The organism is Pseudomonas lalkuanensis, from assembly GCF_008807375.1.
GTDB lineage: Bacteria > Pseudomonadota > Gammaproteobacteria > Pseudomonadales > Pseudomonadaceae > Metapseudomonas > Metapseudomonas lalkuanensis.
The window spans coordinates 520,170-537,928 of record NZ_CP043311.1 but is presented as its reverse complement, the minus strand read 5'-3'; the positions used below and the strand labels follow the sequence as shown (position 1 = coordinate 537,928).

Annotated in this window: 17 protein-coding genes and 1 pseudogene; 11 read left to right on the top strand and 7 right to left on the bottom strand. The window is 65.7% G+C overall.

Going from position 1 to position 17,759, the window contains the following annotated elements:
* Positions 1-143 precede the first annotated feature (143 nt).
* On the top strand, positions 144-737 hold the full coding sequence (locus FXN65_RS02500; protein WP_178119264.1) for a BRO-N domain-containing protein: 594 nt from the start codon (positions 144-146) through the stop codon (positions 735-737).
* Here the strand turns inward: FXN65_RS02500 and FXN65_RS02495 are convergent.
* Positions 707-1,444 carry an aspartate/glutamate racemase family protein gene (locus FXN65_RS02495; RefSeq protein ID WP_151131509.1) on the bottom strand — a complete coding sequence of 246 codons (738 nt, stop codon included), beginning with the start codon at positions 1,442-1,444 and terminating at the stop codon, positions 707-709. The genes FXN65_RS02500 and FXN65_RS02495 overlap by 31 nt on opposite strands.
* Positions 1,445-1,452: 8 nt before the next feature.
* A complete protein-coding gene (locus FXN65_RS02490) occupies positions 1,453-2,142 on the bottom strand; it encodes a GntR family transcriptional regulator (protein WP_151131508.1) in 690 nt (229 codons plus the stop codon).
* A gap of 142 nt (positions 2,143-2,284) precedes the next feature.
* Between FXN65_RS02490 and FXN65_RS02485 the strand changes: the two genes are divergently transcribed.
* From FXN65_RS02485 to FXN65_RS02455, 7 genes are all read left to right on the top strand, one after another.
* Positions 2,285-3,373, top strand: a complete 1,089-nt coding sequence (locus tag FXN65_RS02485) for an ABC transporter ATP-binding protein (protein WP_151131507.1) — start codon at positions 2,285-2,287, stop codon at positions 3,371-3,373.
* Between the two features lies 1 nt (position 3,374).
* Positions 3,375-4,289: an ABC transporter permease gene (locus tag FXN65_RS02480; RefSeq protein ID WP_151131506.1), complete on the top strand. Its 915-nt coding sequence runs from the start codon at positions 3,375-3,377 to the stop codon at positions 4,287-4,289.
* Entirely contained in the window at positions 4,289-5,080 is a 792-nt protein-coding gene (locus FXN65_RS02475; RefSeq protein ID WP_151131505.1) for an ABC transporter permease, read from the top strand. Before FXN65_RS02480 ends, FXN65_RS02475 begins: the two co-directional genes overlap by 1 nt.
* Before the next feature lie 48 nt (positions 5,081-5,128).
* Positions 5,129-6,181: an extracellular solute-binding protein gene (locus FXN65_RS02470; RefSeq protein WP_151131504.1), complete on the top strand. Its 1,053-nt coding sequence runs from the start codon at positions 5,129-5,131 to the stop codon at positions 6,179-6,181.
* Between the two features lie 175 nt (positions 6,182-6,356).
* Positions 6,357-7,553, top strand: coding sequence for an amidohydrolase family protein (locus tag FXN65_RS02465; protein WP_151131503.1), 1,197 nt, complete (start codon positions 6,357-6,359; stop codon positions 7,551-7,553).
* A 17-nt stretch (positions 7,554-7,570) separates the two neighbouring features.
* Entirely contained in the window at positions 7,571-9,055 is a 1,485-nt protein-coding gene (locus FXN65_RS02460; RefSeq protein WP_151138639.1) for an amidohydrolase family protein, read from the top strand.
* Positions 9,056-9,059: 4 nt separating this feature from the next.
* Positions 9,060-9,734, top strand: coding sequence for a flavin reductase family protein (locus tag FXN65_RS02455; RefSeq protein WP_151131502.1), 675 nt, complete (start codon positions 9,060-9,062; stop codon positions 9,732-9,734).
* Between the two features lie 310 nt (positions 9,735-10,044).
* Here FXN65_RS02455 and FXN65_RS02450 read toward each other — a convergent pair whose 3' ends face one another.
* Positions 10,045-10,923, bottom strand: a complete 879-nt coding sequence (locus tag FXN65_RS02450; protein ID WP_151131501.1) for a LysR substrate-binding domain-containing protein — start codon at positions 10,921-10,923, stop codon at positions 10,045-10,047.
* 118 nt (positions 10,924-11,041) lie between these two features.
* Between FXN65_RS02450 and FXN65_RS02445 the strand changes: the two genes are divergently transcribed.
* A complete protein-coding gene (locus FXN65_RS02445; protein ID WP_319000067.1) occupies positions 11,042-11,890 on the top strand; it encodes an EamA family transporter in 849 nt (282 codons plus the stop codon).
* Positions 11,891-11,991: 101 nt separating this feature from the next.
* Here the strand turns inward: FXN65_RS02445 and FXN65_RS02440 are convergent, their stop codons facing one another.
* A complete protein-coding gene (locus FXN65_RS02440; protein WP_003450258.1) occupies positions 11,992-12,150 on the bottom strand; it encodes a YqaE/Pmp3 family membrane protein in 159 nt (52 codons plus the stop codon).
* Between the two features lie 468 nt (positions 12,151-12,618).
* On the opposite strand from FXN65_RS02440, the pseudogene FXN65_RS02435 reads away from it, so the two are divergent.
* Positions 12,619-13,005, top strand: a pseudogene (locus tag FXN65_RS02435) (acyl CoA:acetate/3-ketoacid CoA transferase); the annotation flags it as partial.
* A 50-nt stretch (positions 13,006-13,055) separates the two neighbouring features.
* Here FXN65_RS02435 and speB read toward each other — a convergent pair.
* Positions 13,056-14,018 carry an agmatinase gene (gene speB, locus FXN65_RS02430; RefSeq protein ID WP_151131500.1) on the bottom strand — a complete coding sequence of 321 codons (963 nt, stop codon included), beginning with the start codon at positions 14,016-14,018 and terminating at the stop codon, positions 13,056-13,058.
* An 82-nt stretch (positions 14,019-14,100) separates the two neighbouring features.
* A complete protein-coding gene (locus tag FXN65_RS02425) occupies positions 14,101-15,183 on the bottom strand; it encodes a polyamine ABC transporter substrate-binding protein (RefSeq protein WP_151131499.1) in 1,083 nt (360 codons plus the stop codon).
* Between the two features lie 110 nt (positions 15,184-15,293).
* On the opposite strand from FXN65_RS02425, the gene FXN65_RS02420 reads away from it, so the two are divergent.
* Complete coding sequence (locus FXN65_RS02420) at positions 15,294-16,193, top strand: LysR family transcriptional regulator (protein ID WP_151131498.1); 900 nt, start codon at positions 15,294-15,296, stop codon at positions 16,191-16,193.
* 213 nt (positions 16,194-16,406) lie between these two features.
* On the opposite strand, the gene FXN65_RS02415 is transcribed toward FXN65_RS02420, so the two are convergent.
* Positions 16,407-17,759, bottom strand: a complete 1,353-nt coding sequence (locus FXN65_RS02415) for a glutamine synthetase family protein (RefSeq protein WP_151131497.1) — start codon at positions 17,757-17,759, stop codon at positions 16,407-16,409.

Below are 17,759 nucleotides of genomic sequence, written 5' to 3'. Positions count from 1 at the left end.
ATTCGATGACTCTGGACGTCTATGGCGGACCGTGCGAGGAAGGCCCAGCCCACCCGATTTGTGATGCGCCGGTATTCCAAACCTCGAACGGTCCGCCACCCTCTCTGGTGGCGGACTCTTCGATATCAGAAAGGAGTCTGCTCATGTCCCACGACTATTTCGTCCCCAGCGTTCTTCATCGCCATCGCCGCCCAGTGCGCGCCCTGCTGATCGATGATCAGGCCTGGGTCGTGGCTCGCGACCTCGGTGCCCTGACCAACTGCCATTCAAACGATCGCCTCGCCGAGAAACTCGACCGCAACCAGTGGCGCATCGCAACCCTGCCAAAGCCCAAGGGCGATTTCGAGCAGCAGTGGCTGATCAGCGAGAGTGCGGTGTGCGAAGTGCTCAGGACGAATTACTACCACCCGGAAAATCGCAGTCTGCGGCAGTGGTTCACCAGTGAAGTGGTGCCTGCTCTACGCGCGACTACCCATCCGCAATTGCCCCGGCGACGCCGGGTGGAATGGCAGGGCAAGGAGTACGGCCTGATGGAATGGCAGGGCTCAGCTGGGTGCGGATGGTGGATGTGGCGAAGTTGTTTGGGGAGAAGGCGCCTTGATACGTTGTGGGCGCGAATTTATTCGCGATGGGCCGCATCGCGGCCGCTATTGTTTCGCGAACGAATTCGCTCCCACGCCATAGAGATTCAGCCCCCGCGCCACTCTCAGGCGCCGACGGCAAACCCTCGCAGGTAACCCGCATAGGGCTTGGGCAGCGGGAAATCAAGGTCCCCTCGCTTGCTGGTGGAGAGCCGCAGTTCTCCCAGCAGTTCCACCATCTTCAATGCGGCGCTGACGCCGTCGATCACCGGCACGCCGATCTCCTCCTGCAGCGCCGCAGCCAGGTGGCTCATGCCGGCGCAGCCGAGGACGATGGCGCCCGACTCATCCCGCTCCAGCGCGTCCAGGCAGGCCGTGCGCATGATGCGGAACAGACCGTCCGGGTCGTCGTCCAGCGCCAGCACCGGAATCTCCACGGCGTGGATGCCCCGGCAGTGCTGGTGAAAGCCGTAGCGTTCCACCAGATGACGGGCGATGACCTTGGTGCGGCCGAGCGTGGTAACGACGCTGAAGCCGGTGGCGACCCAGGTGGCCAGGTGCATGGCCGCTTCGGCGATGCCGATCACCGGGTACCGTGCGATCTCCCGCGCCGCCAGCAGGCCGGGGTCGCCGAAGCAGGCGATCACGTGTCCTTCGGCGCCGTCCCGCTCGCCATCGCGAATGGCCTGGAGCAACCCGGGCACGGCAAGCGCTTCGTCGTAATGCCCCTCGATGGAAGCCGGACCTGCGCTGTTGGTCACCGCCAGCAACTGATTGCCAGGGCGAAGCAGATGGCTGGCGGCTTCGGCAATGCCGGAGGTCATCGCCACGCTGGTGTTCGGGTTGATCAGCTGGATTTTCATGGCCGAGGTCAGGTCTCGATCAGGTGCTTCAGCGGGTGGTAGTTGGCCTTGAGCTTGCCGGCCGACTCGACGATGGCGGTTTCAATGGCCGCCAGGTGGAAGCAGGTCAGCTCGATGGCGGCGTTCTGGTTGCCGGCCTCGATGAACTCGATCAGGCGCAGGTGCTCGTCGTCACGGCAGGCGTCGTGGCGTTCGTCGTCCAGGGCGGCGGCGTAGAGCGAGGCGCGCGAGATCAGCTTGCGGAACCAGTCCAGCAACACCGGGTTGTTCAGCGCCTCGGCCAGTTTGATGTGGAATTCGCCGAGCAGGTGGATCAGCCGCTCGTGGTCATGATTGCGCCGGGCTTCCTCTTCCAGCAGCAGGTGCTCGCGCAGATCGAGCATGGCCGCGCTGTCGCGACGCCGGCACAGCTCGGTGACGATGCCAATCTCGATCAGCCGCCGCGTCTCGAACAACAGGCGGATTTCATCATCGCTGGGCAGTGACACCCAGCAACCCTTGTTCGGTTCGGAGGACACCAGGCCATCGGCCTCCAGTTGCTTCAACGCGGCCCGCACCGAAGTGCGACTCACGCTGAACAGCTCTGCCAGGGAAGCTTCCCCGAGTTTCATGCCAGGCCGCAGCGAGCGGTTGCTGATGGCCTGGTAAACCCCCTGGTAGACACGGTCCACCGTGGTTTCCAGCTTCTTGTCTGCCATTCGTGACTCCGTAAATGCGTTCGCAATCCAGGTGCTGCGTGAAACAAGCAGGCAGAAAAACCCGGTTGCGTTGTCAGCATAATCCGAGTATTTCTAGATTGCATTCAATTTTTGCATACAAAAACAAGAGGAATGCACCATTATGAAGCACACGTCCTCCATCGAGGTGCAACGCGTCAGCAAGCGCTATACCGATGACCCCGAAGTAGCACCGGCGCTCGACGATGTTTCGGTCAGCATCCGCCACAACGAGTTCTTTACCCTCCTGGGCCCCTCGGGCTGCGGCAAGACCACCCTGCTGCGCTCCATCGCCGGTTTCGAGCAGGTCACGTCCGGCTCCATCCAGATCGGCGGACAGCGCGTGGACCAGCTCCCGCCCTACAAGCGCCGGGTCAATACCGTGTTCCAGAACTACGCGCTCTTCCCGCACATGAGCGTGGCCGAGAATATCGCCTTCGGCCTGGAGATGCAGGGGCTGGAGCGCAGCGCCATCCCCGGTCGGGTCAAGGAAATGCTGGCCCTGGTGCAGATGGAACACCTGGCCCGCCGTCGCCCTGCGGAACTCTCCGGTGGCCAGCAGCAGCGGGTGGCCCTGGCCCGCGCCCTGGCGCCGCGCCCGGACGTGCTGCTGCTGGACGAACCGTTGTCGGCGCTGGACCTGAAGCTGCGCAAGGAGATGCAAGTCGAGCTCAAGCGCGTGCAGCAGGAAGCCGGCATCACCTTCATCTTCGTCACCCACGACCAGGAAGAAGCGCTGACCCTCTCCGACCGCATCGCCGTGATGTCCGCCGGCAAGATCCTGCAGATCGGCACCCCCAACGAGATCTACGAACGCCCGCAGCACCGTTTCGTCGCCCACTTCATCGGCGACATCAACTTCCTCCCCGGCCAGCTGCGCCAGTGTCCGCAGAACGGTCACCTGTTCCGCCCCGATGGCATTCCGGTGGATATTCCCTGCGCCAACGAAGCCAACGCCCGCACCGGCATTGCCCAACTGGCCTTCCGCCCGGAACGCTCGAGGCTGGTGGACCCGTCGGAGCCACATCACCTGCGCGGCGTGGTCGAAGCCGTGCTCTACGTGGGCACGGCCACCCTCTATCAGTGCCGCCTGGCCAACGATATCAAGGTGATGCTGCGCGAAAGCAATGAAGGCGCCACCAGCGCCCGTCCCGTGGGCTCGCCGGTGGCGGTGCACCTGCCGCCCCACGCCTGCCTGCTGATGGAGGCCTGAGATGAGCGTCAGCGCCACCTCCCCCAGCCTCAACCGGCTGTTGCTGCTGTCGCCGGTGCTGCTCACCCTGCTCTGCCTGATCGCCATTCCGCTGGGCATCATGGGCTACATCAGCCTGCTGCCACGCAACCTCTACGGCGGGGTCGACTGGAGCGCCAACTGGCAGTGGCAGAGCTACATCCAGCTGTTCTTCCAGGAAGATTTCGACGGCAACCTGGAAGTGAACTGGGTCTACGCCCAGGCCCTGCTGCGCTCGGTGCTGCAGGCCGGGGGCACGACCCTGCTGTGTTTTGTCGTCGGCTTCCCCGTGGCCCTGTGGATGAGCAGCCTCAGCGAGCGCTCGCGCAACGTCATGGTGCTGCTGATCACCATCCCGTTCTGGACCAACCTGCTGATCCGCAACTACGCCTGGCTGATCATCCTGCGCGAGCACGGTTGGCTGGCCCAGAGCCTCAATGCCCTGTTCCCGCAGGCCGGCGGCATCACCCTGCTGTACAACGATTTCGCCGTGGTGGTCGGGCTGGTCTACAGCTTCCTGCCGTTCATGATCCTGCCGATCTACTCCACCCTGGAGAAGCTCGACTGGCGCCTGGTGGAAGCCGCCTATGACCTCGGCGCCAACCGCGCCAAAGCCCTGCGCCGGGTGATCCTGCCGCTGTCCATGCCGGGCGTGGTGGCCGGGTCGCTGCTGGTGTTCGTGCCGAGCCTCGGCGCCTTCATCACCCCCGCCATCCTCGGCGGCGGCAAGACCCTGATGATCGGCAACCTCATCCAGCAGCAGTTCGGCACCGCCCGCAACTGGCCGCTGGGCAGCTCGCTGTCCTTCCTCCTGCTCGGGCTGATGCTGCTGGCCCTGGTGCTCTACGCCCTCTACGCCAAAAAGGCGGCCAAGGCCGTCCGCCAGGGAGTCCGCTGATGATCGCCTCGCACCTGAAGAAACTCCCGCTGACCCGCGAAACCAGCCTGCTGGTACTGGCCTACCTGTACCTGCCGATCCTGGTGCTGATCGCCTACAGCTTCAACGCCAACCGCACGGCCACCGTGTGGACCGAGTTCTCCTTCGCCTGGTACGGGCGCATCCTCGCCAACCCGTCGATCCAGGCCGCCGCGCTGAACTCGGTGATCGTTGCCGGCATCGCCACCGTCTGCGCCACCGCCATCGCGCTGCTGGCGGCGCTGGCCACCTACAGGCCGTTCTACGGACAGAAGATGGTGGAAGGCGGGATCAACCTGCCGCTGATCCTGCCGGAGATCGTCACCGCCGTGGCCACCCTGCTGCTGTTCATGGCCCTCGGCATCAAGCTGGGTCTCTTGACGGTGATCATCGCCCACATCGGCTTCTGTATCCCGTTTGCCTACCTGCCGATCCGCGCTCGCCTGAACGACCTCGACAAGAGCCTGCTGGAGGCGGCCAACGACCTCTACGCCAACCCCTTCCACACCTTCCGCCGCGTCACCCTGCCGCTGCTGTTCCCGGCGGTGCTGTCCGGCGCGGTGCTGGCGTTCGTGGTCAGCCTGGACGACTTCATCATGACCTTCTTCGTCGCCGGCCCCGGCTCGACGACGCTGCCGGTCTACATCTTCTCGGCCATCAAGGCCGGGGTAACCCCGGAGATCAACGCTATCTCCACCCTGATGCTGGTGATCTCCATCGTCCTGGTGGTGCTCTCGTACTGGCTCGGCCAGCGAGGCAAACCAGCCGCCTGAACCTTGTTCCACCTCTGCCCAACCTGTTCTTCAACCCGGAGAAAAACAATGAAGTTGAAAGCATTGCGTCATGGGGTAGCCGGATTCGCCCTCAGCTGTTTCGCCGCCACCGTCGCCCAGGCGGACGAGCCCAAGGAGCTGTTCTTCTACAACTGGACCGACTACTACCCGGTGGAACTGCTGGCCAAGTTCGAGAAGGAAACCGGCATCAAGGTCACCATGGACGGCTACGACAGCAACGAGACCCTGCTGGCCAAGCTGCAGGCCGGCGGCGCCAGCTACGACGTCATCGTGCCGTCCCACTCCATCATGCGCACCCTGATCGAACAGAACCTGCTGCAGGCAATCGACTCCCCCAGCCTGCCGAACTTCGCCCACGTGAAGCCGGCCTTCCGCAACCCGGACTTCGACCCCGGCCGCAAATACTCGGCACCTTACCTCTGGGGCACCACCGGCTTCTCCTACGACAGCGCGCGGGTGCCGGGCGGCAAGCTGGATGATTCCTGGAAGGAGTTCTTCGAGCCGCGTCCGGAACTGCAGGGCCAGGTGGCCGCACTGGACACCCCGAGCAGCGTGATCAACGCCGCCAGCCACTACCTGGGCGTGGACGAGTGCACCGAAAACCCGCAGGACGCCAAGCGCATCCTCGAACTGCTGCAGAAGCAGAAGCCCTTCCTGAAGATGTACAGCTCCGACAACACCGTGGACCGCATGGCCTCGGGCGAAGTGATCATGATGCAGAACTGGAACGGCTCCACCGCCCGCGCCACCCTGCAGAAGAACACCATCAAGTACGTCTACCCGCGTGAAGGCGTGGCCATGTTCCAGGACAACTTCGCCGTGCCGAAAAGCGCGCCGCACCCGGGCAACGCCAGGGTCTTCATCGACTGGATGATGAAGCCCGAGAACGCCGCCGCAGTGTCCAACGCCATCGCCTACGCCAACGGCATCGACAGCGATGCGCTGCTGGACAAGAAGTGGAAGGTGATGGACGCCATCAACATGCCCGACGAGTTCGCCGAACGCCTGCGCCCGGAGAAGGAATGCAGCAACCAGGCCCGCGAGCTGCAGGACCGCATCTGGTCCAGGCTCAAGGGCTGACGCCGCTTTTGCAGGATGCGGTAGAGCGGAGCGAAACCCGTCGGTCCGAGCATCGGCAGCATGGGATTCGCAAGCTCTACCCATCCTACGAACTGAGCCACCTGTGGGAGCGAATTCATTCGCGAACGACCGCGCAGCGGTCCCCCAACCTCTGCAATCTGCCTTTGAGGTCCCCATGACCGACACCTATTGGCTGCGCAATGTCCGCCCCTTCGGCGGCGCGGCTGAAGACTTCCTCATCCAGAGTGGCCGCTTCGCCGAGCGCCGCCCCACCAGCGATGCCCCGCTGGCCGCCGGCGATATCGACGGTGGCGGCCAACTGATGACCTGCGCCCTGGTGGAAAGCCACATCCACCTGGACAAGACCCTCTGGGGCCAGCCCTGGCGTCCCAACAGCGCCGGCCCGACGCTCAAGGACTACATCGCCAACGAGCGCCGCGTGCTGCGCGAGGTCACCGCGCCCATCGCTGAACGTGCCGGTGCACTGCTGGAGAACTGCATCGCCCGTGGCTCGCTGACCCTGCGCTGCCACGTGGACATCGACCCCGAGTTCGGCCTGCGCCACGTGGAAGCCATGCAGGCCCTGCGCGAGCGCTACCGCGACCTGATCGACCTGGAGCTGGTGGTGTTCCCGCAGACCGGGCTGGTCAGCCGTCCGGGCACCGCCGAACTGATGCGCGAGGCCATGGGCCTTGGCGTCGAGAACGTCGGCGGCCTCGACCCCTGCGGCATCGACAACGACCCCATCGCCCAGCTCGATATCGTCTTCGGCCTGGCCAGCGAGTTCGACCGGGGCGTGGACATCCACCTGCACGACAAGGGTGAACTGGGCCTCTGGCAGATCGCCCGCATCGCCGACTACACCGAGCGGTTCAATCGTCAGGGCCGGGTGATGATCAGCCACGCCTACTGCCTGGGCATGGCGCCCTGGAGCCAGGTGAAGCCGCTGGCCGAGCGCCTCGCCGCGCTCAACATCTCGCTGATGAGTTCGGCGCCCGCCGACTGCTCCGTGCCGCCCTTCCTCGCCCTGCACGAGGCCGGCGTGAACCTCTGCCTCGGCTCCGACGGCATCCGCGACGCCTGGTCCCCCATGGGCAATGGCGACATGCTCGAACGCGCCATGCTCCTGGCCTTCCGCTTCGACCTCGCCAAGGACGAGGAACTGGCCACCGCCTTCGATGCCGCCAGCCAGCACGGCGCCAAGGCCCTTGGCCTTGCGGAACACGGCCTCACCCTCGGTGCCCGCGCGGACTTCCTGCTGATGGACGCGCAAAGCCTGGGCGAAGCCGTGGTCGCGCGGCCGCCTCGCCAGGTCTATCGCACCGGCAAGCTGATCGCCACCCAGGGCCGCCTGCTGGAGAGCCGCCTGTGAACGCGCCGCGCATCGGCATGAAAGCGAGCTGCGTGGTCGGTTTCGACGGGACGCGCCATGTGCTCTGGCGCGACGGTGAAGTGGTGATCGAAGGTTCGCGGGTGCTCTTCGTCGGCCGGGGCTTTCCCGGCCCGGTGGGCCAGTGGATCGACTACGGCAACGCCCTGCTCGGTCCCGGCTTCATCGACCTCGACGCCCTCGGCGACCTCGACTCCACCGTGCTCTCCATGGACAACGGCGACGAGAACGCCATGGGCCGCATGTGGTCGGCGGAGTACCTCGCCCGCGGGCCGCAGGAGAGCTACAGCTTCGATGAGGAGGTCTTCAAATACCGCTACGCCTTCACCCAGCTGATCCGCAACGGCATCACCACCGCCATGCCGATCACCTCCATGTACTACCGGGAGTGGGCGGAAACCTACGACGAATTCGCCGCCGTGGCCGGCGTTGCCGCCGAGTTGGGCCTGCGTACCTACCTCGGCCCCTGCTACATGAGCGGCATGCAGTACCTGCAGGCGGACGGCAGCCGCGCCGAACACTGGGACGAAGCGCGCGGCCTGGCCGGACTGGACGCCGCCGAGCGCTTCTTCCGCGATTTCGATGGCACCCGGGGCGGGCTGATCCGAGGCGCCCTGCTGCCCGACCGCATCCAGACCTGCACCCCGGCGCTGTTGCAACGAACCGCCGCCCTCAGCCGCGAACTGGCCGCACCGGTACGCCTGCATTGCTGCCAGGGTCCCGGCGAGGTCGCATTGGTCAAGGCGCTGCGCGGCAAGGCACCGTTGGCCTGGCTGGAGGAACTGGACCTGCTCGGCCCACGCGCCGTGCTGCCTCACGGCATCTACATCGAAGGCGACGACGACCTCGCACGCCTGGCGCACAGTGGCGCCAGCCTGGTGCACTGCCCGGTGGTGTTCGCCCGTGACGGCGAGGCGCTGGACTCCTTCGGCCGCTACCGCGCCCATGGCGTCAACTTCGCCCTCGGCACCGATACCTGTCCGGCGGACCTTCTGGACAACATGCGCCAGGGCCTGAACATCGCCCGGCTCAAGGAAGGTGGCAGCACACAGACCAGCGCCCTCGACCTCTACAACGCTGCCACCCTCGGCGGCGCCAAAGCCCTTGGGCGCGACGACCTCGGCCGCCTGGCACCCGGCGCCAAGGCCGACATCACCCTGTTCAGCCTCGACGGCCTGCACCTCGGCCCGCTGTTCGACCCGCTGAAGAACCTGATCCTCGCCGGCCGCGGCGACGACTGCATCGCCAGCTGGATCGACGGCCGCTGCGTGATGCAGGACGGCCAGGTCAACGGCGTCGATTACGCCAGCCTCCAGCGACAAGCCCAGCGGCAGTTCCACAGGCTGATGCAAAGCCATGCCGATCGGGCATTCGGCCAACCCGACTGGCGCACGCTGTTCCAGCCGGCGATTCCCTTCGCCGACGCCTGGAGCGCGGACCGCCCGCTCTGCACCCTTGCCAGCCCGAACGACGACAAGAGATGACGCCATGCTGAGCTTCGACTTCGCCAAACTGAGCCCCCGCGAGAAGTACAAGATCCTCATTGGCAGCGTGGTGCCCCGGCCCATCGCCCTGGTCACCACGGTGGACGCCGAAGGCCGCGCCAATGCCGCGCCCTTCAGCTTCTTCAATGCGCTGTCCGCCGACCCGCCGATCCTCGCCCTGGGGGTGGAAAACCACGCCGACCTCAGTCCCAAGGACACTACGCGCAACGCCCAGCTGAACCAGGAATTCACCGTGAACATCGTCAACGATGCCCTGGTGGAAGCCATGAACGTCTGCGCCGTGCCCTTCGAGCCGGGCTTCGACGAGCTGGTGGCGGCGGGGCTCACCGCACTGCCTGGCAGCCGTGTCGGATGCCCCTACATTGCCGAGGCCCCGGTGGCCCTGGAGTGCCGGCGGATGATGGGCCTGTCCATCGGCCAGTCGCGGGAAATCATCCTTGGCGAAGTGCTGATGGTTCACGTGCGCGACGACCTGATCGATCCGGCCACCCTCTACATCGACCAGCTCGGCCTCGACGCCATCGGCCGCATGGGCGGCCACGGCTATGCGCGGACGCGGGAGTATTTCGATCTGCCGACCCGCTCCCTGCAGGCCTGGCGCGACGATCCCCACGGCGGTGAGCGCCAGTGGCCTCCTGAGCCAGCGCATCGCCAATGAACGCAGCCTGCTGCGCAGCATCGCCCCCCGATCGAGGAGCGCGCGAGTGCGGGATCGCCACCGTGCGACAGTCGACACTGCTCGAAGGTGCAGCTGTAACCCGTCCGCTCAGGCGCAAGTCCCCCCCTCTCCTCTCCAGGGACGAAGCGCCACGCTATTGGAAGCACCGCTTCCAGTGCCGATGAGCGACTGAGCGCGAAGCGATCAGGCTGGGGCGCATGGCGGGAGCCGGGCGGGGGTGAGGGGTGCAGGCCAGCGCCGAGCCGATCCCCTTCGCCAGTGAATTCGCTCCCACGAAGAAAAGCCGAGCCTAGGGGCTCGGATACCCCACATCCCCGGCCACCTCGAAGAACGCCTTCACCACCCGCAACTCCGCATGGCGCTGCTGGCAGGCGAGGAAGTGCCGGCTCACCAGCCCTTCACCCTTGAGCGGAAGCACCTTCACGCGCGGGTCCTTCGGCGCCTCCTGGCCGTAGATGACGCTCACGCCGATTCCCGCCGCCACCGCCTCGATCACCGCCTCGCGGCTATTCAGCTCGAGGTCCGCCGGCAGCTCCAGCTCCTGGCTGGCACAGGCCCGCTCGAAGGTGCGGCGGGTCAGGGAGCCGGGTTCCCGTTGCAACAGCACTTCGCCCCGAAGTTCGTGCAGGGCCACATCCTCACGGCTGCCGATCCAGGGATGTGCCGCCGGCAGCAGCAGGCAGAGCCGCGCTTCCCCCAGCGGCAGCAGGTGCAGGCCCGCACGCGGCGCGATATCGCTGACCAGCGCCAGGTCCACCCGCTCGCCATGCAGCGCCGTGAGGGTTTCCTGGGTGTTGCCCAGGCGCAGGTTGATGCGCACGCCGGGGTAGCGCTCGCGCATCCGCGCCAGCAGCGGCATGACCAGATGCGGGCTGTCGGCCGCGAGATCGAGGCGACCCGATGTCAGCGCCTGGCTGCTGTCCAGCAGGTCTTCGGCGCGGTCCGCCAAGGCGAACAACTGATGGCTGATGGCGGCCAGGCACCGGCCCAGTTCGGTGGGTTCCACCTGCCGCGCGGTGCGTCGCAAGAGCTGCACCTGGTAGTGCTCCTCCAGCGCCTTCACGTGCCCGGTCACCGCCGGCTGGCTGATGCACAGGCGCTCGGCGGCGCGGGTGAAGCTGCCCTCGCGGACCACCGCATCGAAGGCGCGGAGCTGGAACAGGTTCATGGCCACCCCATCAACAAGACTTATTCAACGGATAACGATAAACGATTTGAATGATAGATCGATGAACCCGCACGCTACGCCGCATCGCCCCCTTTCATCTCGCCGCTGGAGTTTTTCCGTGCTCGCCACTAACGACCTCGCCACGCTGGTGGTGCTGCTTTCCGCGCTGATGCACGCCAGCTGGAACGCGGTGATCAAGGCCGGCAGCGACCGGCTTTCTTCCATGGCACTGGTGGATGGCGTGGCCTTCTGCTTCAGCATCGCCCTGCTCCCCCTTGTGAGCCCACCGCCGCTGGTGGTCTGGGGGCTGATTGGCTTGTCGGTGGTGGTGAACACGCTCTACCGGCTGCTGCTGATCCGCGCCTACCACTACGGCGACTTCGGCCAGGTCTACCCGGTGGTGCGCGGCCTGCCGCCGCTGCTGGTGGCGCTCAGCGCCGGACTGGTGTTCGGCGAGCATCTGTCGGGCGCCATGCTGCTGGGCATCGTGCTGATTTCCGTCGGCATCCTCAGCCTGCTCTCCACCCGCCTGGAATCCAGCGCGCTCAAAGCCCTGGGCTGCGCGGCGCTGGCGGGGGGCGGAGTGGCGTTGTACACCCTGATCGACGCCCAGGGCGTGCGCCGCGCCGACAGCGTGCTGCAATTCGTGGTCTACCTGACGCTGATGCAGAGCATGACCATTCCGCTGGTGGCCTGGATGCGCCGCGGCCCGCTGGTCCTGCGCTTCGCCCGCGACAACTGGCGCATCGGCCTGTTCGGCGGCTTCAACTACTGCGTGGCCTACGGCCTGGTGCTGTTCGCCATGACCCTGGACAACGTGGCCAAGGTCGCCGCCCTGCGCGAAAGCAGCGTGATCATCGCCGCCATCATCGCCAGCCTGGTGTTCAAGGAACCCTTCGGCATCCGCCGCATCCTCGCCGCCTGCGTGGTCACCGCCGGCATCCTGCTGATCAAGTTGGTGGATTGACCGATGGGAATCGCTCCGCTCGTCCCATCCTGCGTGAACGCTCAGCAGGATGGGACGAGCTTGCGATACCCATCAATCGTCGTGCCCCGCAACCATGGGCTCTACCGCTTGGCGATGATGTACACCGCGTGGACGATGCCCGGGATGTAGCCCAGCAGGGTCAGGAGGATGTTCAGCCAGAAGGCGCCGGCGAACCCCACCTGCAGGAACACGCCCAGAGGCGGCAGGAGGATGGCGATGAGGATGCGGATAAGGTCCATGTAGTTGCTCCTTTTTGTGAAAAGCCGTACGTCTGGATACCGACCCTGGTACAGGCTAGGCGTTCATCACGGCCCCCCCATAATCGCTGCCTGATGTTTCAGCCCGATGCCCCTGCCATGCCCATCGCCAGCGAAGACATTGACCAGGACAGCCAGGCCATCGTCGCAGCCCCGGGCTCCTTCACCTTCACCATGACCGCCCCGGCCGAATGTCATGGGCCTTTGCTTGTGGGGGCGAAATCATTCGCTGTGTCTGCATTAAGTGTTGCAAGTAGCTGCATTACACGTAGGGGCTGCCTTTCCAGCGCCTGGGTCTGCCGCGCAAGCCATAGCGATTGAAATCGCCCCGACAGATAAAGCAGTCCCGCGGATTCAGACGACCGCTCGAGGAATTCCATGAGCAAAGTAATGAGCGCTGCCGAGGCGGTGGCCAGGATTCCGGGTAACGTCAACCTGGCCACGGGGGGCTTCGTCGGCATCTTCAGCACCGGCAGCCAGGACATCCGCATCGAGGACGGCGAACTGCGCATCGTGAAGGACGGCGACGTACGCAAGTTCGTCCGCGAAGTGGAGCACCGTACGTTTGCCGGCCGGCTGGCCGCCGAAGCGGGCAAGCCGGTGCTCTATGTCACCGAGCGCTGCGTGTTCCGCCTGACGAGCGAAGGCCTGGAGTTGCTCGAGATCGCGCCAGGCGTGGAGCTGGAACGGGACATCCTGCAACGCATGGATTTCCGCCCCATCGTGCGCGAACCGAAGTTGATGGATGCGCGGCTGTTCCGCGCGGCGCGCATCGGGTTGCGCGGGCTGATCCAGCCCTGTTTGAGTTTCGTGCGTGAAAACGCGGCCTCGTCTTGAGCCCGCGTCTTTTTCGCAGCACGTAGTGCCTCATGGCCCGGCCGTCGCGCCTAGCGCATCCCCAACTTATGCCGCGCCGCATACAGGCAGACCATCTCCATCGCCAGGGTCGCGCCGGCCAGGGCGGTGACTTCGGCGTTGTCGTAGGGCGGGGCCACTTCCACCACGTCCATCCCCACCAGGTTGATGCCACGCAGGCCGCGGAGGATTTCCAGCGCCTGGTGGCTGGACAGCCCGCCGCAGACCGGCGTGCCGGTGCCGGGTGCGAATGCCGGGTCGAGGCAGTCGATGTCGAAGGTCAGGTACACGGGGTTGTCGCCCACCCGCGCACGGATGCGCTCGGCGATCTGTTCCGGCGTGTGGCGATGCACTTCACGGGCGTCGAGCACCTTGAAGCCCATCACGTCGTCGTTGGTGGTGCGCAGGCCCACTTGCACCGAGCGCGCCGGGTCCACCAGCCCCTCGCGGGCGGCGTGATAGAACATCGTGCCGTGGTCGATGCGTTTGGACTCTTCGTCCGGCCAGGTGTCGCTGTGGGCATCGAAGTGGATCAGCGACAGCGGGCCGTGCTTCGCCGCATGGGCCTTCAGCAGCGGGTAGCTGATGAAGTGGTCGCCACCCAGGGTGAGCATGGCGGCGCCGGATTCGAGGATGCGCGCCGCATGCGCCTGGATGGCTTCCGGGGTGTCTTGCGGGGTGCCGTGGTCGAAGGCGCAGTCACCGTAATCGATCACTGCCAGGTGGTCGAAGGGATCGAACTCCCAGGGGAAATGCCGGGCCCAGGCCATCTGCACCGAAGCGGCGCGGATGGCGCGCGGTCCGAAGCGGCTGCCGGGGCGGTTGGTGGTGGCGGTGTCGAAGGGCACCCCGCTCACCACCAGGTCGACGCCGCGCAGGTCGCGGCTGTAGCGGCGGCGCATGAAGCTGGTGATGCCGGCATAGGTGGATTCGGCAGCGGTGCCATAAAGGCTGTCGCGGGTAATGGCCTGGTCGTTGTCGAAGGCATGGTCCATATCAGGCTCCTATTGGTTCTTCTCCCCTCTCCCTCAGGGAGATGGGCCGGGCTGCGTTCAGATGAGGGTGGTTGAAGGCGGTTCAGTACTGGGTACGGAAACTGGTCCAGAGGCGGGTGCGGGCGCGCTGCTCCTTGAGCGTCTGGATCTGCTCGCCGAACAGGCGGTCGCGTACGTCCTTGCTCGGGTAGATGTCCGGGTCGCCCGCTACCTCCGGTGTCACCAGCGCGGTAGCCGCCTTGTTGGCGTTGGCGAAGAACTGGCTGTTGGTCAGTTCGGCGATGGCCTCGGGCCGCAGCATGTAGTCGATGAAGGCATGGGCGGCCTGGGGGTGCGGCGCGTCGGCGGGGATGACCATGGTGTCGAACCAGATCAGCGTGCCCTCGCGGGGAATGCGGTAGATCACCTCGAAGGGCATCTTCGCCTGGCGGGCCTGGTCAGCGGCGATGGCGGCATCGCCATTGTAGGTCAGGGCCAGGCAGATCTCGCCCTTGGCCAGGTCGTTGATGTGCTTGCCGGCGCCGACATAGCGCACGTTGGGCTGCAGCTGCGCGAACAGCTCCTGCACGGCTTTCAGGTCGGCCTTGTCGGTGCTGTAGGGGGCCTTGCCGAGGTAGTGCAGGGCGACGCTGATGACCTCCTGCGGCGAGTCGATCACGGCGATGCCGCAATCCTTCAGACGGCTGGCGTACTCGGGCTTGAACAGCAGGTCGAGACTGTTCAGCGGCGCATCGGGAATGCGCTTCTCTACCGCCTCCTTGTTGATGCCCAGCCCCACGGTGCCCCAGGTGTAGGGCACACCGAAGCGGTTGTCGGGGTCGACAGTGGCCAGCTTGGCCAGCAGCTCGGGATCGAGGTTGGCGAAGTTCTTCAGGCGCTCGCGCTGCAGCGGCTGCACCGCCCTGGCCTGGATGGCGCGGGCCAGGCCGCTGCTGGCGGGGAAGACGACGTCATAGCCGCTGCCACCGGTGAGCAGCTTGGCGTCGAGGGCTTCGGCGCTGTCGAAGATGTCGTATTTGACCTCGATGCCACTTTCGTCCTTGAAGCCTTGCAGGGCCTTCTCCGGGATATAGGCCGACCAGCTGTAGAGGTTCAGCGCCTTGTCTTCGGCGTGCACCGGCAAGGCGCAGGCGAACAGGGCGGCAAGCAACAAGGGACAACGCATGATGGACTCCTGGGGGATTGCAGGTGGGGCCATGCTGCGCCGGGCTTTGCTTCGGATAAATATGAAGTGTTCTACTTTGGCATCTACAGCCATCAATGTTTGGTGCCGCCATGCTCAGCCAGCTCCATGATCTCGACCTGCAACTGCTGCGCATCTTCATCACGGTGGTGGAGAGCGGCGGCTTCAGCGCGGCCCAGGGGGAGTTGGGCATCGGCCAGTCCACCATCAGCACGCAGATGGCCAAGCTGGAAACGCGACTGGGCTTTCGCCTCTGCGAGCGGGGCAAGGCGGGCTTCCGCCTGACGCCCAAGGGCGAGCAGGTACTGGCCGCCACCCGCAAACTGTTCGGGGCCATCGAGACCTTCAAGGGTGAGGCGCGGGGCATGGCGGACATGCTCTTGGGCGAGCTGCGCATCGGCCTGTCCGAATCCCTCGACAATCAGGTCCTGCAACACCTGGGCGCGGCCATCGGGCGCTTCCGCCAGCGCCACCAGGCCGTGCAGTTCGAGCTGATCAGCGCCATGCCCGCCGAGCTGGAGCGGCGCCTGCTGCAGGACCAGTTGCACCTGGCCATCGGCTATTTCTCCGGTACCCAGGCAGCGCTGGATTTCCAGCCGCTGTTCAGCGAGCAGCAACGCCTGTTCTGCGGGGCCGGGCACCCGTTGTTCGCCCGTCGCGGCCTCAGCCTCGACGATCTCGCTGCCTGCGACCTGGTGCAGCACCCCTACCGCTTCGAGGAAGCCCGGCAATCCTTCCCGAGCGGCCCCAGCAGCGCCCGCACGGAGCAGGTGGAATGCAGCCTGGCGTTCATCCTCTCCGGAGCGCATATCGGCTACCTGCCGGAACACATCTCCGCACCCTGGGAGGCCAGCGGGCAACTTCGCGCCCTGCTGCCGGAAGAAACCGGCTACCGCGTGCAGTTCCACCTCAGCCGCCATCGCGGACGGCAGCCGAGCGAAGCGCAGGTGGCGTTTGTGGAGGATCTGTTGGCCGCTTTCGGGGGTTTGTAGGTACGCGTTTTTTGTGGGGGCGAATTCATTCGCCAGGCAGGCCGAAGGCCTGCCTCTGTAGGAGCGAATTTATTCGCGAAAAAGGGTTGGCATCGCGCAAGCCGATGAACACCCTCTCCCCCGGTCCCTCTCCCAGAGGGAGAGGGGGGACTCTCCGTGCACCACCGTGCCTGTAGGGGCGATTTCAATCGCCAAGAAGGCAGGACGCCGGGGTTACATGTACCAGCGGTACTCCCGCGCGCTGACCTCGTTCATGAAGTCGAGGAATTCCTGCCGCTTGTTCTCGCAATAGACCATCACGAACTCGCTACCCAGGCCCTGGTTCACCACGGGGTGGCTGCGCATGGCCGTGACGGCGGTGAGCATGTCCTTGGGGAAGTCGATGCCGCTTTCGCGGTCTTCGTTGAGCGGGGCGATGGGTTCGCGGGCGGCGTCCAGTCCGTGCTCCATTCCGCTGAGGATGGCGGCCAGCACCAGGTAGGGGTTGGCGTCAGCACCGGCCAGGCGGTGTTCGATGCGCAGGTTGCGGCCGTCGGATTCGGGGATGCGGATGCACGCATCGCGGTCCTCGAAGCCCCAGCTCGCGCGGCTGGCGGCGTTGACCATGGCGCCGTAGCGGCGGAAGGCGTTGTGGTTGGCGGCGAAGATCGGCATGCAGTGGGGCAGCAGGTCCAGGCAGCCGGCCACGGCGTGGCGCAGCGGGCGCTGGTCGTCGGCGGCCAGCAGGTTGTTGCCGGCGCGGTCGTAGAGGCTGACATGCACGTGCATGCCGCTGCCCGGCGCGTTCAGGTAGGGCTTGCTCATGAAGCTGGCGCGCTGGCCGTGCTTCATCGCCACGCCACGGGTGCTGCGGCAGAACAGGGCGGCCCAGTCGGCGGCCTTGAGGCCATCGTCGCAGTGGCCGAAGTTGATCTCGAACTGGCCCGGGCCGAGTTCGGCGGTGATGACGTTGGCGGCCACGCCCTGCTCGTTGGCGGCCTCGACCATTTCATGCAGCACGCTGGAGAAGCGCGACAGGCGCTCGATGTGCATGTTCGGCTGGTCGTCCTCGTCCTCGCAGAGCGGGTCGCGGGGGAATTGCGGCAGGCCATCCTTGAGCTTGCGGTCGAACAGGTAGAACTCCAGCTCGAAGGCCACCACCGGATGGATGCCGCGTTTTTCCAGACGCTTGATGACCTGCGCCAGCACCTCGCGGGGCTCGAACTCGATGGGGGCCTCGGTCCCGTCGGAGGTGATGAGCATCTGCCCCAGGGGTTCCTTCTCCCAACGCACCGGTACCAGGGTGCCGGGCACCAGGCGGCGCGGCGCATCCGGGTCGCCGTCGGCGAAGCAGTAATCGCCAATGGGATAGAGCCCGCCCTGGGTGCCCAGCAATACGCAGTTCTGCGGCACTTTCAGCGGGCTGCCAGCTGCCACCTTTTCCACCATCTCGATGGGATAACGCTTGCCGTAGAAGTGGCCGGGGATGTCCAGGCAGATCAGGTCGACATAGCGGATTTCCGGGTACTTGCCACGGAAGGCACGTACTTCGCTGAGCAGGTCGGGGTACGGGTTTGTTGTTGTCAT

Excerpts from the sequence above, each read along its gene's own strand:
- FXN65_RS02420 (WP_151131498.1), top strand. The coding sequence starts at position 15,294 with ATGCTCAGCCAGCTCCATGATCTCGACCTGCAACTGCTGCGCATCTTC.
- FXN65_RS02460 (WP_151138639.1), top strand. The coding sequence starts at position 7,571 with ATGAAAGCGAGCTGCGTGGTCGGTTTCGACGGGACGCGCCATGTGCTC.
- FXN65_RS02465 (WP_151131503.1), top strand. The coding sequence starts at position 6,357 with ATGACCGACACCTATTGGCTGCGCAATGTCCGCCCCTTCGGCGGCGCG.
- FXN65_RS02440 (WP_003450258.1), bottom strand. The coding sequence starts at position 12,150 with ATGGACCTTATCCGCATCCTCATCGCCATCCTCCTGCCGCCTCTGGGC.
- FXN65_RS02425 (WP_151131499.1), bottom strand. The coding sequence starts at position 15,183 with ATGCGTTGTCCCTTGTTGCTTGCCGCCCTGTTCGCCTGCGCCTTGCCG.
- FXN65_RS02450 (WP_151131501.1), bottom strand. The coding sequence starts at position 10,923 with ATGAACCTGTTCCAGCTCCGCGCCTTCGATGCGGTGGTCCGCGAGGGC.
- FXN65_RS02480 (WP_151131506.1), top strand. The coding sequence starts at position 3,375 with ATGAGCGTCAGCGCCACCTCCCCCAGCCTCAACCGGCTGTTGCTGCTG.
- FXN65_RS02455 (WP_151131502.1), top strand. The coding sequence starts at position 9,060 with ATGCTGAGCTTCGACTTCGCCAAACTGAGCCCCCGCGAGAAGTACAAG.
- FXN65_RS02475 (WP_151131505.1), top strand. The coding sequence starts at position 4,289 with ATGATCGCCTCGCACCTGAAGAAACTCCCGCTGACCCGCGAAACCAGC.
- FXN65_RS02495 (WP_151131509.1), bottom strand. The coding sequence starts at position 1,444 with ATGAAAATCCAGCTGATCAACCCGAACACCAGCGTGGCGATGACCTCC.
- speB (WP_151131500.1), bottom strand. The coding sequence starts at position 14,018 with ATGGACCATGCCTTCGACAACGACCAGGCCATTACCCGCGACAGCCTT.
- FXN65_RS02490 (WP_151131508.1), bottom strand. The coding sequence starts at position 2,142 with ATGGCAGACAAGAAGCTGGAAACCACGGTGGACCGTGTCTACCAGGGG.
- FXN65_RS02470 (WP_151131504.1), top strand. The coding sequence starts at position 5,129 with ATGAAGTTGAAAGCATTGCGTCATGGGGTAGCCGGATTCGCCCTCAGC.
- FXN65_RS02415 (WP_151131497.1), bottom strand. The coding sequence starts at position 17,759 with ATGACAACAACAAACCCGTACCCCGACCTGCTCAGCGAAGTACGTGCC.
- FXN65_RS02485 (WP_151131507.1), top strand. The coding sequence starts at position 2,285 with ATGAAGCACACGTCCTCCATCGAGGTGCAACGCGTCAGCAAGCGCTAT.
- FXN65_RS02500 (WP_178119264.1), top strand. The coding sequence starts at position 144 with ATGTCCCACGACTATTTCGTCCCCAGCGTTCTTCATCGCCATCGCCGC.